The 13,861-nt window shown below is 69.7% G+C and carries 13 protein-coding genes; 7 read left to right on the top strand and 6 right to left on the bottom strand.

All coding sequences use genetic code 11. From position 1 onward, the window contains the following. From araD to JHW48_RS00910, 3 genes are read left to right on the top strand one after another with little or no spacing between them, the layout of a single operon-like run. Positions 1-1,743: an L-arabinonate dehydratase gene (araD, locus tag JHW48_RS00920; RefSeq protein WP_119885277.1), complete on the top strand. Its 1,743-nt coding sequence runs from the start codon at positions 1-3 to the stop codon at positions 1,741-1,743. Next, a complete protein-coding gene (locus tag JHW48_RS00915; RefSeq protein ID WP_119885276.1) occupies positions 1,743-2,654 on the top strand; it encodes a Gfo/Idh/MocA family protein in 912 nt (303 codons plus the stop codon). Before araD ends, JHW48_RS00915 begins: the two co-directional genes overlap by 1 nt. A gap of 11 nt (positions 2,655-2,665) precedes the next feature. After that, complete coding sequence (locus JHW48_RS00910; RefSeq protein WP_240637714.1) at positions 2,666-4,171, top strand: aldehyde dehydrogenase (NADP(+)); 1,506 nt, start codon at positions 2,666-2,668, stop codon at positions 4,169-4,171. A gap of 185 nt (positions 4,172-4,356) precedes the next feature. On the opposite strand, the gene JHW48_RS00905 is transcribed toward JHW48_RS00910, so the two are convergent. Then, the gene (locus JHW48_RS00905; RefSeq protein WP_119885274.1) at positions 4,357-4,539 is read right to left on the bottom strand and encodes a CsbD family protein; all 183 of its coding nucleotides are present in this window, start codon (positions 4,537-4,539) and stop codon (positions 4,357-4,359) included. Between the two features lie 79 nt (positions 4,540-4,618). Beyond that, positions 4,619-5,266: a GntR family transcriptional regulator gene (locus JHW48_RS00900; protein WP_119885291.1), complete on the bottom strand. Its 648-nt coding sequence runs from the start codon at positions 5,264-5,266 to the stop codon at positions 4,619-4,621. Positions 5,267-5,384: 118 nt separating this feature from the next. Here JHW48_RS00900 and JHW48_RS00895 point away from each other — a divergent pair, with 118 nt between their 5' ends. From JHW48_RS00895 to madM, 4 genes are all read left to right on the top strand, one after another. Continuing rightward, entirely contained in the window at positions 5,385-6,698 is a 1,314-nt protein-coding gene (locus JHW48_RS00895) for a malonyl-CoA decarboxylase (RefSeq protein ID WP_170152232.1), read from the top strand. Positions 6,699-6,708: 10 nt separating this feature from the next. Continuing rightward, entirely contained in the window at positions 6,709-8,226 is a 1,518-nt protein-coding gene (locus JHW48_RS00890; protein WP_272835685.1) for a malonate--CoA ligase, read from the top strand. A 65-nt stretch (positions 8,227-8,291) separates the two neighbouring features. Beyond that, positions 8,292-8,684 carry a malonate transporter subunit MadL gene (madL, locus tag JHW48_RS00885; RefSeq protein WP_119885272.1) on the top strand — a complete coding sequence of 131 codons (393 nt, stop codon included), beginning with the start codon at positions 8,292-8,294 and terminating at the stop codon, positions 8,682-8,684. Between the two features lie 3 nt (positions 8,685-8,687). Continuing rightward, positions 8,688-9,449, top strand: a complete 762-nt coding sequence (gene madM, locus JHW48_RS00880; RefSeq protein ID WP_035746754.1) for a malonate transporter subunit MadM — start codon at positions 8,688-8,690, stop codon at positions 9,447-9,449. On the opposite strand, the gene JHW48_RS00875 is transcribed toward madM, so the two are convergent. The 4 genes from JHW48_RS00875 to JHW48_RS00860 all read right to left on the bottom strand — a co-directional run bounded on the left by JHW48_RS00875 (position 9,382) and on the right by JHW48_RS00860 (position 13,783). Next, complete coding sequence (locus tag JHW48_RS00875; RefSeq protein WP_119885271.1) at positions 9,382-10,551, bottom strand: ABC transporter permease; 1,170 nt, start codon at positions 10,549-10,551, stop codon at positions 9,382-9,384. The two genes, madM and JHW48_RS00875, sit on opposite strands and share 68 nt — an antisense overlap. After that, entirely contained in the window at positions 10,548-11,687 is a 1,140-nt protein-coding gene (locus JHW48_RS00870) for an ABC transporter permease (protein WP_170152231.1), read from the bottom strand. The genes JHW48_RS00875 and JHW48_RS00870 overlap by 4 nt, the downstream gene beginning before the upstream one ends. A gap of 16 nt (positions 11,688-11,703) precedes the next feature. After that, entirely contained in the window at positions 11,704-12,693 is a 990-nt protein-coding gene (locus tag JHW48_RS00865) for an HlyD family secretion protein (protein WP_119885269.1), read from the bottom strand. A 157-nt stretch (positions 12,694-12,850) separates the two neighbouring features. Next, complete coding sequence (locus JHW48_RS00860; protein ID WP_119885268.1) at positions 12,851-13,783, bottom strand: IS5 family transposase; 933 nt, start codon at positions 13,781-13,783, stop codon at positions 12,851-12,853. Positions 13,784-13,861 lie beyond the last annotated feature (78 nt).

Below are 13,861 nucleotides of genomic sequence, written 5' to 3'. Positions count from 1 at the left end.
ATGAGCTTCACCCCCGCCCCTTGGCCCCGCCGCCTGCGGTCGCAGGAATGGTATGGCGGCACCTCACGCGACACAATCTATCACCGCGGCTGGCTGAAGAATCAGGGCTATCCGCATGACCTGTTCGACGGCCGGCCGATCATCGGCATCCTGAACACCTGGTCCGACCTGACCCCCTGCAACGGCCATCTGCGCGAACTGGCCGAAAAGGTGAAGGCCGGCGTGTGGGAGGCCGGCGGCTTTCCCGTCGAGGTGCCGGTCTTTTCGGCCAGCGAGAACACCTTCCGCCCAAGCGCGATGATGTTCCGCAACCTGGCGGCGCTGGCCATCGAGGAGACGATCCGCGGCCAGCCGATGGACGGCGCGGTGCTGATGGTCGGCTGCGACAAGACCACGCCCAGCCTGATGATGGCGGCGGCCAGCTGCGACATCCCCTCGATCGTGGTGACGGGCGGGCCGATGCTGAACGGCTGGTTCCGGGGCGAACGCATCGGATCGGGCACGCATCTGTGGAAATTCTCCGAAGCCGTCAAGGCCGGCACCATGACACAGGACGAATTTCTGGAAGCCGAGGCCGCGATGTCGCGATCCTCGGGGACCTGCAACACGATGGGCACGGCCAGCACCATGGCCTCGATGGCCGAGGCGCTTGGCATGGCGCTGTCCGGCAATGCCGCGATCCCCGCGGTGGACTCGCGCCGCCGGGTCATGGCCCAGATGTCGGGCAGGCGGATCGTGCAGATGGTCAAGGACGACCTGAAACCATCCGACATCATGACCAGGCAGGCCTTCGAGAACGCCATCCGCGTGAACGGCGCCATCGGCGGGTCCACCAATGCGGTCGTGCACATGCTGGCCATGGCCGGGCGCGCGGGCGTCGATCTGACCTTGGACGATTGGGACCGCTGCGGGCGCGACGTGGCGACCATCGTGAACCTGATGCCCTCGGGGCAATATCTGATGGAGGAGTTCTTCTATGCCGGCGGCCTGCCCGTCGTCATCAGGCACCTGGCCGAGGCGGGCCTGCTGCATCGCGATGCCCTGACCGTCAGCGGCCAGACCATCTGGGACGAGGTCAAAGGCGTCGTGAACCATAACGAGGACGTCATCCGCCCCGCGACGAACCCCCTGACGCCCCAAGGCGGCATAGCGGTGCTGCGCGGCAACCTGGCGCCTGCGGGGGCGGTGCTGAAACCATCCGCCGCCAGCCCGCATCTGCTGGTCCATCGCGGCCGGGCCGTCGTCTTCGAGGATATCGACCATTACAAGGCCCGCATCATCGACGAGGATCTGAACATCGACGAGACCTGCGTGATGGTTCTGAAGAATTGCGGCCCGCGCGGCTATCCCGGCATGGCCGAGGTGGGCAATATGGGCCTGCCGCCCAAGGTCCTGCGCCGCGGCATCACCGACATGGTGCGCATCAGCGACGCGCGCATGTCGGGCACAGCCTATGGCACGGTGATCCTGCATACCAGCCCCGAGGCCGCGGCGGGCGGCCCCCTGGCCGTGGTGCGCGACGGCGACATGATCGATCTGGACGTGCCGAACCGCCGCCTGCATCTGGACATCCCCGAGGCCGAGCTGGCCGCCCGGCTGGCCGCCTGGACCCCCCTGCCCGACCAGCCCGCCAGCGGCTATGCCTGGCTGCACCAGCAGCATGTGATGGGCGCCGATACCGGGGCGGACATGGATTTCCTGCGCGGGTGTCGCGGCAATGCGGTGGGAAGGGACAGCCATTGATGAAGATCGCGCTTGCGGGCATCGGCAAGATCGCCCTGGACCAGCATGTCCCCGCCTTGGCCGCCAGCCCCGACTGGACCTTGGCCGCCACCCTGTCGCGCCATGGCCGGGTCGAGGGCGTGCCCGCCTTCGCCGATATCGACGCGATGCTGGCGGCCCATCCCGATATCGGCGCCGTCAGCCTGTGCCTGCCGCCGGTGCCGCGATTCGACGCGGCGCAGGCGGTCCTGCGGGCGGGCCGGCACCTGATGCTGGAAAAGCCCCCCGGCGCGACCTTGGCCGAGGTCCACGCCCTGCAGGCCATGGCGGCGGATGCCGGGGTGACGATCTTTGCCACCTGGCATTCGCGCATGGCCCTGGGCGTGGCCGCCGCGCGCGACTGGCTGGCCGGGCGGCGCGTCACCGGCGGCCGGATCACCTGGCGCGAGGATGTGCGCCACTGGCATCCCGGCCAGGACTGGATCTTCGAGGCCGGGGGCATGGGCGTCTTCGACCCCGGCATCAACGCCCTGTCGATCCTGACCCATATCCTGCCCACCCCCGCGCGCCTGACGGCGGCAGAGCTGGACATCCCCGCCAACCGCCAGGCCCCCATCGCCGCCCGGCTGGACTTCGCCGGGGGCATCACCGCCGATCTGGATTTTCGCCAGCAGGGTCCGCAGACCTGGGACATCGCGCTGGAAACCGATGGCGGCCGGCTGGCCCTGAGCCAGGGGGGCAACCTGCTGGAAATCGACGACCGGCCCGTGCAGGGTCGGGGCGGCATCGCGGGGGAATATCCCGCGCTCTATGCGCGCATGGCCGATCTGGTCGCGCGCGGGGCATCCGATGTCGATCTGGCGCCGATGGTGCTGGTCGCGGATGCCTTCACCTTGGGCCGGCGGGCGACCGTCGCGTCCTTCGATTTCTGAAAGGCTGGATGATGACGCAGACTGGACATCTGATCGCGGGGGAATGGCTGGACGGGCCGGGGCGGTTCCGATCGGCCCCCGCCACGGGCGCGGCGCGCGACTATGCCTCGGGCAGCGCCGATCTGGTGGACCGCGCCGCCCGCGCGGCCGAGGATGCCTTTGCCGCCTATGCCGCCACCTCGCGCGCCGCGCGGGCCGATTTCCTGGACGCCATCGCCGATCAGATCGAGGCGCGGGCCGAGGCGATCACCGCCATCGGCACGGCCGAGACCGGCCTGCCCGAGGCCAGGCTCCAGGGTGAACGCGGCCGCACCACCGGCCAGCTGCGGCTGTTTGCCGACCATATCCGCCAAGGCGGCTATCTGGACCGCCGCCACGACCCGGCCCTGCCGGACCGCCAGCCCCTGCCCCGCCCCGATCTGCGCGCGATCCAGCGCCCCATCGGGCCGGTCGCGGTGTTCGGCGCGTCGAACTTTCCGCTGGCCTTCTCGACCGCCGGGGGGGACACGGCATCGGCGCTGGCCGCGGGCTGCCCGGTCGTGGTCAAGGGCCATCCCGCCCATCCCGGCACCGGCCAGATCGTGGCCGAGGCCGTCGATGCCGCCATCCGCGCCACGGGCATGCCCGCGGGCGTCTTCGGCTTCATCCATGGCGACACGCATGAGGTCGGCCAGGCGCTGGTCCGCCACCCGCTGATCCGGGCCGTGGGCTTCACGGGCAGCCTGCGCGGGGGCCGCGCGCTTTATGACCTCTGCGCGGCGCGCCCCGAACCGATCCCCTTCTTCGGCGAGCTGGGCAGCATCAACCCCTGCTTCCTGCTGCCCGCGGCGCTGTCCGCACGGGGTGACGCCTTGGGCCAGGCCTGGGCCGCCAGCCTGACCATGGGCGCTGGCCAGTTCTGCACCAATCCCGGCCTTGTCATCCTGCATCGCGACCATGCGGAGCCCTTCCTGGCGGCCGCCCGCGCCGCCCTGGCCGATGCCGCGCCGCAGGTGATGCTGGCCGACGGGATCGCCGGCGCCTATGCCGAGGGCATCGCCCGGATCGCCGCCGCAACCGAGGCCCTGACCCCCGCCCGGGCCGAGGGGCGGCAGGCCTGGCCCGGCCTCTATCGCACCGATGCCGACCGCTTCCTGTCCGATCATGACCTGTCCGAGGAGGTCTTCGGCCCCCTGGGCCTGGTCGTCACCGTCCGCGACGACGCCCAGATGCAGGCGCTGGCGCAGGGGCTGGCGGGGCAGCTGACCGTGACGCTGCATCTGGACGATGCCGATCACGATCTGGCAGCGCGGCTGATGCCGGTCCTGGAACGCAAGGCCGGGCGGATCCTGGCCAATGGCTGGCCCACCGGGGTCGAGGTGGCGGATGCGATGGTCCATGGCGGCCCCTATCCCGCCAGCACCAATTTCGGGGCGACCAGCGTGGGGACGCTGGCCATCCGCCGATTCCTGCGGCCGGTCTGCTTCCAAAACATCCCCACGGCCCTGCTGCCCACCGACCTGCGCGACGGCGAATAGTCGGCACCGAGGCTGCTGCGGCAGAGCAGCGGCTGCAGCACCGTTTTTTTCGCGGGTCCGTTCCGTTTGTCCGGGTGATCGCACTGTCATCGCAACCGGTCGTTCGCGACGCGCAGGCCTAAAAAAGCCGCCATGGTCCGGGGACCATGGCGGCGCGGAGGGTTCGTTACGAACCGGGGGCGCGATCAGATATCGTCGCCCAGCTTGCCCTTGACGGTGCCGGTGGCCGACTGGACCTCGCCCTTGGCCTTCTGGGCCTTGCCCTCGGCCTGCAGCTTGGTGTTGCCGGTCATGCTGCCGATACCGTCCTTTACGCTGCCGGCCGTCTTGTTGCCTGCTGCCTTCAGCTTGTCGGTCATCTCGCCCATGGCGGTATCTCCTGTGTTGCGCTACGCCCTTGCGGCGTCTGGATTGTCAACCCCGGAAATGGGCATTCGGTTCCACGCCTCAGGGCGCCACCATCGCGGCCAGATCGCGGAAGCGTTCCCCTTGGACCAGAACATGGTCGGTCATCAGCCGACGCGCCAGATCCGCGTCGCCCTGGCGGATCGCCTGTTCGATGCGGCGATGTTCGTCCAGCGACCGGCGGATGCGCCCCCGCGCCTGCAGCTGGCGGCGGCGATAGGGCTGCAGCACCGCCTGCAGGCGCGTGGCCTGGGCGCGCAGGAAACCATTGCCCGATGCCGCATAGATCGCCTGATGAAAGACGGTGTTCTCGGTGTAGTAACCCTCGGCGTCGTCGCGATCGGCGGCGCGCGCGCAGGCGGCGTTGGATGCGGCGATGCGGTCCAGATCCTCGGCCGTGGCGCGGCGGCAGGCCAGCGCCGCGCAGAAGGCCTCCAGCTCGGCCATCAGCTCGAACCGCTCCATCAGCTGGCGCACGTCCAGACGCGCGACGAAGCTGCCGCGCTTGGGCTGCACGACGACCAGGCCCGATGCCTCCAGCGCCTGCAGGGCCTCGCGCACGGGGGTGCGCGAACAGCCGTATCCTGCGGCGATCGCCTCGGGGTCGATGCGGTCGCCGGGCTGATAGCGGCCGTCGACGATGGCGTTTTCCAGATCGACGCGGATGCGGTGGGTGGTGGGGCGGGTCATGGTCGGGTCTTTCGTGATCGCCCCGATTCCAGCGCAGCGGGGACGGAATGTCCATCACCCGGTTTGTTGTATACAACAAGACCCCGGACGTGTATATCATGCCGGGGGAGGATGGATCATGGTGAAACAGCGACTGACCTTTCTGGCCGATTTCGTCGAGGCCCTGACCCGCCGCAAGCGGGGGGACGAGGATGCGACCCGCACGGCCCTGGCCCGCCCGCCGCTGGAGCGCGCGACCGTGGCCTGCGCGGTGCTGATGGGGCGGATCGGGGATGCGGCGCGGGTCGCGGTGGCCGATCAGGCGCTGTCGGCCTATGGCGATCTGGAGGATGGCGACCGGCTGGAATTCTTCCGCACCCTGCGCGACGCCTATGGCGTGGATGCTGACCGCATCCGCCAAGCTTATGCCGCCTGGGACGCGGCGCCCGATGCGGCGGGGGTGGCGCGCCTGTTCGGCGCGGTCGAGCCGCGCCGCCAGACCCTGCTGCGGCGCCTGAACCTGGCCCCCGGCGCGACCCTCCGCCTGGTCCGCATGCGCGAGCATCTGCTGGAGGCGATCCGCCAGGACCCCGCCTTGGCCCCCATCGACGAGGATTTCGCGCATCTCTTCGCCTCCTGGTTCAACCGGGGGTTTCTGACCATGCGCCGGATCGACTGGAACAGCCCGGCGGCGGTGCTGGAAAAGCTGATGGCCTATGAATCGGTGCATCGCATGGCGGGCTGGGACGATCTGAAGCGTCGTCTGGCGGACGGGGATCGCAGGCTCTATGCCTTCTTTCACCCCGCCACGGGGGACGAGCCGCTGATCTTCGTCGAGGTCGCGCTGACCCGCGGCATCCCCGATGCGATCGCGCCCATCCTGACCGCGCCGCATGACCGCGACCCGGCGCCCGCGGATACGGCGGTCTTCTATTCCATCAACAACAGCCTGGCGGGCCTTAAGGGCGTCAGCTTCGGGAATTTCCTGATCAAGCAGGTCGTGGCCGTGCTGTCGGCCGAACTGCCCCAGCTGCGCTGCTTCGTGACCCTGTCGCCGGTGCCGGGATTCGCCCGCTGGCTGGGCGCGCAGGACGATCCGCGCATGACGGCCCTGGCCGGGGCGCTGTCCCGCGGCGACTGGCAGGCCGATCCCGGCCTGGTCGAGAGCCTGCGCCCCGAGGTCGAGGCCGTGGCCGCACGCTATATCTTGAATGCCAAGGCGCGGGGCGATCAGCCCGCCGATCCGGTGGCGCGGTTCCATCTGGGCAACGGGGCCAGCGCGCATCGGCTGAACTGGCCCGCGGACCTGGCGCCCTCGGGGCTGCGCGGCGCGCATGGGCTGATGATCAACTATCTCTACGAGCTGGACGCCATCGAGGCCCGGCACGAGGCATTCATCCGCGACGGCACGGTGGCCCATGGGCCGCAGCTGGCCGAGGCGCGGGCACGGTAAGGGAGGACCGATGATGCAGACCATCCACGAACAATTCATCCAGACGGCCGAGGTGATGCAGGGCAAGCCCCTCTTCGAACGCCCGGGCCAGCCTGCCATCAGCTTTGCCCAGATGCGCGAGACGGTCGAGGCGCTGGCCGGCGCGCTGACCGCCATCGGCGTGACCCCCGGCGACCGCGTGGCCGCCCAGGTTGAAAAATCGCCCGAGGCCGTCGCGCTCTATTTGGCGACATTGCAGGTGGGGGCGATCTTTCTGCCGCTGAACACCGCGTATACCGGCCCCGAGATCGACTATTTCATCGGCGATGCCGCGCCGCGCCTCTTCGTCTGCGATCCGGGTCAGGCGGACGGTCATGCCCATCGCGCGGGCCGGACGCTGGCTGTCGAGACCTTGGGCGCGGATGGTCGGGGCAGCCTGATGGACCGCGCCGCGGCGGCCACCCCGCGCGAGGACCGGCACCCGGCCGGGCCGGACGACCGGGCGGCGATCCTCTATACCTCGGGGACGACGGGGCGGTCCAAGGGGGCGGTGCTGACCCATCGCAACCTGGCGTCCAACACCGAGGCGCTGCTGGCGGAATGGCGCTTCACCGCCGATGACCGGCTGATCCATGCGCTGCCGATCTTTCACACGCATGGCCTCTTCGTCGCGGCCAACATGGCGCTGGTCGCGGGCGCGACGATGGTCTGGCTGACCAAATTCGATGCCGAACAGGCGATCGACCTGATGGACCGCGCGACCGTGCTGATGGGCGTGCCGACCTTCTATACCCGCCTGCTGAAATCGCCGCGGCTGGACCGGGATGCGACGGCGCATATGCGGCTGTTCGTCTCCGGCTCGGCGCCGCTCCTGGCCGAGGATCACCGCGCCTTCACAGGGGCCACGGGCCACGCGATCCTGGAACGCTATGGCATGACGGAAACCTGCATGATCGCGTCGAACCCCTATCAGGGCGACCGCATCCCCGGCGCGGTGGGCATGGCCCTGCCCGGCATCGCCATCCGCATCACCGACCGCGAGACCGGCGCCCCCCTGCCCGATGGCCAGATCGGCCTGATCGAGGTCAAGGGCCCCAATGTCTTCGAGGGCTACTGGAATATGCCGGAAAAGACCGCGGCGGAATTCCGCGAGGACGGCTATTTCATCACCGGCGATCTGGGGGTAATCGGCGATGACGGCTATCTGCGCATCGTCGGGCGGGACAAGGATCTGGTCATCTCGGGCGGCTACAACGTCTATCCCAAGGAGGTCGAGGAGGCGATCGACGCCCTGCCGGACGTGCTGGAAAGCGCCGTGATCGGCCTGCCGCATCCCGATCTGGGCGAGGCGGTGACCGCCGTGGTCGTCCCCAAGGCCCCGATCGACGAGGCCGCCATCCGCACCGCGCTGGAGGGCGGGCTGGCCCGCTTCAAGCAGCCCCGGCGCGTGATCCTGGCCGATGCCCTGCCGCGCAACGTGATGGGCAAGGTGCAGAAGGCCGAACTGCGCCGGATCCATGCGGATCTCTACGCGACGCAGTCTGCGTAACGAACCGGGCCGGCGCGCGGCGGAGGAGGCCGCGCCCGCCCGTCATCATCCCGAGGGAGGGGAACATGATCATCTACGGAGTGGCGGCCTTGGCCGCCTGTCATCTTGCGGGCGTCATCCTGGGCGACCTGCTGGGGGTCCTGTTGGGCGTCCAGTCGAATGTGGGGGGCGTGGGCTTCGCCATGCTGCTCCTGATCCTGCTGACCGACTGGCTGCGCCGGACGGGCCGCCTGCCGCAGGCTTCCGAACAGGGGGTGCTGTTCTGGTCGGCCATGTACATCCCCATCGTGGTCGCGATGGCCGCCCAGCAGAACGTGGTCGCCGCGCTGGCGGGCGGCCCCTTGGCGATCATGGTGGGCATCGGCGCCACCGTCGCCTGCTGGGCGCTGGTCCCGGTCGTGGCCCGCATCGGCGGCCAGGACGAACCGCTGCCGCCCCTGACCGCACAGGAGGCCTGATCCATGGAGATGATCGTCGAGGTTCTGGCCCGCAACGGCCTGGTCTTTGCCTTCCTGTTCGTGGGCGGCGTCATGTGGCTGTCCTATCAGCTGTCCGACCGTTTGACGGCGGGTCGGCTGCACGGGTCGGCGGTGGCCATCATCATCGGCCTGATCCTGGCCTGGATCGGCGGCATGATGACCGGGGGCAGCCGCGGGCTGGCGGATGTGCCGCTGTTCACCGGGATCGGGCTGATGGGGGGCGCGATGCTGCGCGACCTGGCCATCGTCTCGACCGCTTACGGCGTCGACATGCGCGAGATCCGCAAGGCCGGCGCGGCGGGGGTCAGCGCGCTGGCCTTGGGGATCGTGGTGTCATTCGCGGTGGGCGCGGCGATCGCGGCGGCCTTCGGCTATACCGATGCGGTCAGCATGGCGACGATCGGCGGGGGTGCGGCGACCTATATCGTGGGCCCGGTGACCGGCACCGCCTTGGGCGCCAGTTCCGAGGTCATCGCCCTGTCGGTCGCGGCGGGGCTGCTGAAGGCGGTGCTGGTGATGATCGGCACGCCGCTGGTCGCGCCGCTGATCGGGCTGAACAACCCGAAATCGGCCATGGCCTATGGTGGGCTGATGGGCACGACCAGCGGCGTGGCCGGGGGGCTGGCCGCGACCGACAAGCGGCTGGTGCCTTACGGCGCGATGACGGCCACCTTCTTCACCGGGCTGGGCTGTCTGATGGGGCCGTCGGTCCTCTATCTGGCGCTGCTGGCCGTGACGGGCTGAGCGTCTCGACCGCCAGCACCACGAGGCCCAGCCCCGCGGCCAAGGCCCACAGATGCCACAGGATGGGCGCGATCTCGGGCAGGGTCGCGCCCATCTGCGTGACCCGCACCAGCCCGTCGATCGCCGCCGTCGACGGGATCAGCTGCGCCAGCGCGTTCAGATGGGCCGGGATCGCCTCGACCGGCCACGCAAAGCCCGACAGGAAGAAGAACGGCATCCCGAGCGCCAGCAGCACGACCTGCACGACCTCGCCCCGCCGGAACAGCGCCGCGACCAGCTGCGCCAGAAACCCGGCCGCCAGCAGGAAGGGCAGGCCCAGCATCATCAAGGCCCCCGGCCCGCCCAGGATCGGCAGCCCGTAGATCACCGGCAACACGATCAGATAGACCGGCAGCAGCCCCGCCCAGATGGCCAGCCACGCCCCCGCCCGGCCCAGCAGCCGCCAGACCGGGTGGCCGGGCAGCGGCCCCCTGCGCGTCGCGGCCAAGGCCAGCCCCATCATCATCGTCTGCTGCAGGATCAGCACGAAGGCCGCGGGCAGCACATAGGTCGCGTAGCCCGCCGCGGGGTTGAACAGCGGCACCTCGATCTGGTTCGCGGGGCTGACCTGGGCGGTGGCCACGGCGCGGGGCGTGCCTTGGGCCATCAGGCGCCCGGCCTCGACCTCGGCGCCCATCTGCCGCAGCGGCACGGCGGCGCCCTGCATCACGCGCTGATACATCAGGAAATAGCTGGCATCGGCGTAAAGCGCGACGGGGCTTTGATCGCCGCGCAGCAGGGCGCGTTCGAACCCGTCGGGGATCAGCATGACGCCATAGGCGCGGCGTTCATGGACCAGCCGCGTGGCCTCGGCCATATCGGGGGCATGGTGGGTCAGGGCCACGGCCTCGGACGCGTCCACGCGCCGCGCCAGATCGGCCGAGGCGGTCGATCCGTCCTGATCGACCAGCACCACCGGCACGTCGCGCAGCAGCTCGGCCCGATAGGGCAGCGGATAGATCAGCGCATAGATGACCAGCGCCAGCAGGACGATCATCCGCACCTGCCGGTCGCCCAGCACGGCGGCCAGCTCGGCGCGGAAGGCGGTGGCCAGCGCGGTCATGACGCGACCTCCTGCCGGGCCAGGCGCGACAGCTGCGCCAGGATCAGCGTGGCCAGCACGCCCGCGATCACCGCCAGCCACAGGACCGACATGGCGGATATGTCCAAGGGCGTCGCGCGCAGCGACTGGTCGATGCGCAGCTGCACATACCAGGTGCCGGGAATGGCCGCGCCCCAGGCTTGGGCCAGGGTGGACATCGCCTCGCGCGGGAAACCCAGCCCCATGAAGCCGAAGGCCGGCGCGGTGATGATGGCGATCAGGCTGGCCGCGCGGCCCATGTCGCGCGACAGCACGAAGGCCAGCGCGCCGATCATCTGCGACGCCAGCACGAACAGCACCGCGCCAAGCGCCATCAGCCACAGCGACCCGCGCAAGGGCACGGCCAGCCAGCCATAGAGCGCCACGTCCGACAGGCCCAGGATCAGCAGGAAGACGACCGTATAGGGCAGGATCTTGCCCAGCATCGCGGGCAGGATGCCGCCCGCCATGCGCATCAGCACGCGCGGATGCCGCCCCGGCCCGAAATCCAGGGACACGGCATAGGCCGTCGCGGCGGCGGCGATGATCTGCAGGACCGTGGGGATCAGCGCGGCCAGCAGGAAATGCACATAGTCGAAGGCCGGGTTGAACAGCGCATGGGCCTGCATCGGGATCGGCTGCAGGGCGACCATGGCCTGCACCGGGGCCTCGCCCTGGCCTTGGCGCACCGACAGGCGCAGGCCCGCCAGCGTCGTGTCGATGGCGTTGCGGGCGCCGCGGGCGACCAGCGATCCGGCGCTCATGTGCTGGTTGTCGTAGAAGGTGACGATCTCGGGGCGATCGCCCCGGATGATGTCGCGTTCCAGGTTCTGGGGCATCAGCACCGCGCCGCGCACCGCGCCGGACACGATCAGCGAGCGCGCCTCGGACAGGTCTGATGCGCGATGGGTCACGGTCAGTTCGGGCGCCGCGTCCAGCATCCGCGTGACGGCCCGCGACAGGTCCGACCGGTCCAGGTCGATCACCGCCACTGCCATGCCCGTGGGAATCCCCGCGCGAAAGATCCCGCCCAAGACCAGCAGCATGATCAGCGGCAGCACGATCACCAGCCCCGCCAGCGCCGGGCGGCGCGGCAGCAGGCGGAACTCGCGTGCCATGACGGCCAGCATGGCCCTAGCGGTCCAGCTGGATCAGGGCGGACATGCCGGGGCGCAGACCCTCCAGCGGCGCGACGGGCCGGGCCCGCAGCTCGAAGCTGCGCAGGTCGAAATCGCCCGTCGCGCGGGTCGCGCGCCAGCTGGCGAACTGGCCCTGCACGTTGATCAGGGTGATCTCGGCCTCGGCCTCGGCATCCAGGGCGGGGATGCGGATGGTCAGCCGGTCACCCATCTCCAGCCCCGCCAGCAGATCCTCGCGCAGGTTGAAGGTGAACCAGGCCTGATCCAGATCGACGATGGTGAAGAGCGGCGCGCCCGGCCCGACATTCTCGCCCAGCTCGATGGTGCGGCCCGAGATCTCGCCCGACATGGGCGCGAAGATCCGCAATTCGTCCAGATCGGCCTGGCGTTGGGCCAGCGCGGCCTCGGCCTGGGCGACCTGGGCCGCGGCGACCTCGCGTTCCTCGGGCGAGGCCCCGGCCCGGGCCAGGTCCAGCTGCGCCTCGGCGGCCTCGACCCGGCCTGCGGCGGCGTCGAGGTTGCGCGTCGACTGGTCCAGCGCCGCCTGCGGGCGCAACCCCTGCTGCGACAGGCCGGTGTCGCGGCCCAGCTGCTCCTCGGCCAGGCGCAGATCGGCCTGGGCGGCGGCCAGCTCGGCCTCGCGGGCGCGGATCACCTCGGGGCGGGTGGCGCCGGCCGCGGCCTCGGATGCGCGGGCGACCTCCAGGCCTGATGCCGCGGCGGCATGGGCGGTGACCAGCTGCGGGTTCGACAGTTCGGCCAGCAGCTGGCCGCCCTCGATCCGCTGGCCCAGATCGGCCTCGATCCGCATGACCCGGCCCGAGGTGCGGGCCGAGACATCGACCCGCGGGGCCGCGACCTCGCCCTGGATCAGCAGGGGTCCGGGGCGCGTCGCCCACCAGACGGCACCGATGACCAGCCCGGCCAGAACGGCCAGGACCAGCAGCGGCAGAAGGGATCGGCGGGGCGCTTGGGCAGGTTTCATCGGTTCGGTCCCTGACATTCGACTGAGCGCCAGACTACGCCCGGCCCGCGCCTTGGACAACTCGAAAGCATGCTTTCGAAAAGCAATTTTCATGGGCGTTGTTGGGCATTGTTGCAGAACTCGGCGTCGGAGCAGGGCTCTCCCTTACCCATTAAGCTCAGGCCAGGCGCTCGATTTTGGCGGTGCCGGGTGCGTTGAAGCGGTTCATGAGCGCGACGCGGATGTAGATCTCGGCCGCTTGTCTGTCGGGGTCTTGCGAGGCGATGCGCTCACCGAAGGATTTGAGGCAGCGCATCCTTGCCTCGATCCGACTTCGGACGTAATAGCCGGACCAGACCTTCCAGTTCGCCCGACCGAAACGTTTGGTCGCCCGGAGGATGTCGTTGCAAGCGCGAGCGGCAGGGCAGTCCTCCTTCCAGAGGCGACCATTCTTCCGGATCGGGATGATGGCCGTGCCGCCACGGTCCACGATTGCGGTGTGGCATCGCCGGGTGTCGAAGGCACCGTCGCCGGTCACGGTGCCGACCAGCCCCTCCGGTGGGATCTGCTTCAGAAGGTCAGATAGCGCAGGACCGTCGCCTTCGCGGCTGGAAGTGAACTCCACCGCCCGAATGTCGCCGGTGGCTGTATCCATTGCCAGGTGGACCTTGCGATACTGGCGCTTGCGGTGGGTGCCATGCTTGCGCGCCAGCCATTCTCCATCGCCGAGAAACTTGATCCCGGTGCTGTCCACCAGCAGGTTCAGAGGACCTGGTGCGCGCCGGCAGGATATCTGGACAGTGAGGGTTTTTTGTCTGCGGCTCATGGTGGAGAAGTCCGGCACGGGCCAGTCGAGCTCGGCCATCTCCAGGATGCTGGCCACCGTTCCGGTTGTCTGCCGAAGCGGCAGCCCGAAGAGCACCTTCACCAACAGGCAGAACTGGATGGCCGCATCCGAGAACACCGGCGGGCGACCACGACGACCCGCCTTGTTCGCCAGCCACACCATGTCCTTGTCCATCCAGATCAGTGGCGATCCACGCCGCCTCAAAGCCTCGTTGTAGGACTTCCAGTTCGTCATACGGTAGCGGGCCGCGTCAGGTTTGCTCATGCCGAGACGCTTACCCTACCAGCCCGCCCGCGTGAATCCCGCGGCAGGCTGGAGTTCTGCAACAACGCCAACCAGTCC

Source organism: Paracoccus aestuarii, assembly GCF_028553885.1.
Taxonomy (GTDB): domain Bacteria; phylum Pseudomonadota; class Alphaproteobacteria; order Rhodobacterales; family Rhodobacteraceae; genus Paracoccus; species Paracoccus aestuarii.
This window is presented reverse-complemented; position numbering and strand designations above follow the sequence as displayed.

Coding starts and splice junctions, on each gene's coding strand:
- madM (WP_035746754.1), top strand. CDS start 8,688: ATGGAGATGATCGTCGAGGTTCTGGCCCGCAACGGCCTGGTCTTTGCC.
- JHW48_RS00890 (WP_272835685.1), top strand. CDS start 6,709: ATGATGCAGACCATCCACGAACAATTCATCCAGACGGCCGAGGTGATG.
- JHW48_RS00900 (WP_119885291.1), bottom strand. CDS start 5,266: ATGACCCGCCCCACCACCCACCGCATCCGCGTCGATCTGGAAAACGCC.
- JHW48_RS00895 (WP_170152232.1), top strand. CDS start 5,385: ATGGTGAAACAGCGACTGACCTTTCTGGCCGATTTCGTCGAGGCCCTG.
- JHW48_RS00865 (WP_119885269.1), bottom strand. CDS start 12,693: ATGAAACCTGCCCAAGCGCCCCGCCGATCCCTTCTGCCGCTGCTGGTC.
- JHW48_RS00860 (WP_119885268.1), bottom strand. CDS start 13,783: ATGAGCAAACCTGACGCGGCCCGCTACCGTATGACGAACTGGAAGTCC.
- JHW48_RS00875 (WP_119885271.1), bottom strand. CDS start 10,551: ATGACCGCGCTGGCCACCGCCTTCCGCGCCGAGCTGGCCGCCGTGCTG.
- JHW48_RS00915 (WP_119885276.1), top strand. CDS start 1,743: ATGAAGATCGCGCTTGCGGGCATCGGCAAGATCGCCCTGGACCAGCAT.
- madL (WP_119885272.1), top strand. CDS start 8,292: ATGATCATCTACGGAGTGGCGGCCTTGGCCGCCTGTCATCTTGCGGGC.
- JHW48_RS00910 (WP_240637714.1), top strand. CDS start 2,666: ATGACGCAGACTGGACATCTGATCGCGGGGGAATGGCTGGACGGGCCG.
- JHW48_RS00905 (WP_119885274.1), bottom strand. CDS start 4,539: ATGGGCGAGATGACCGACAAGCTGAAGGCAGCAGGCAACAAGACGGCC.
- araD (WP_119885277.1), top strand. CDS start 1: ATGAGCTTCACCCCCGCCCCTTGGCCCCGCCGCCTGCGGTCGCAGGAA.
- JHW48_RS00870 (WP_170152231.1), bottom strand. CDS start 11,687: ATGGCACGCGAGTTCCGCCTGCTGCCGCGCCGCCCGGCGCTGGCGGGG.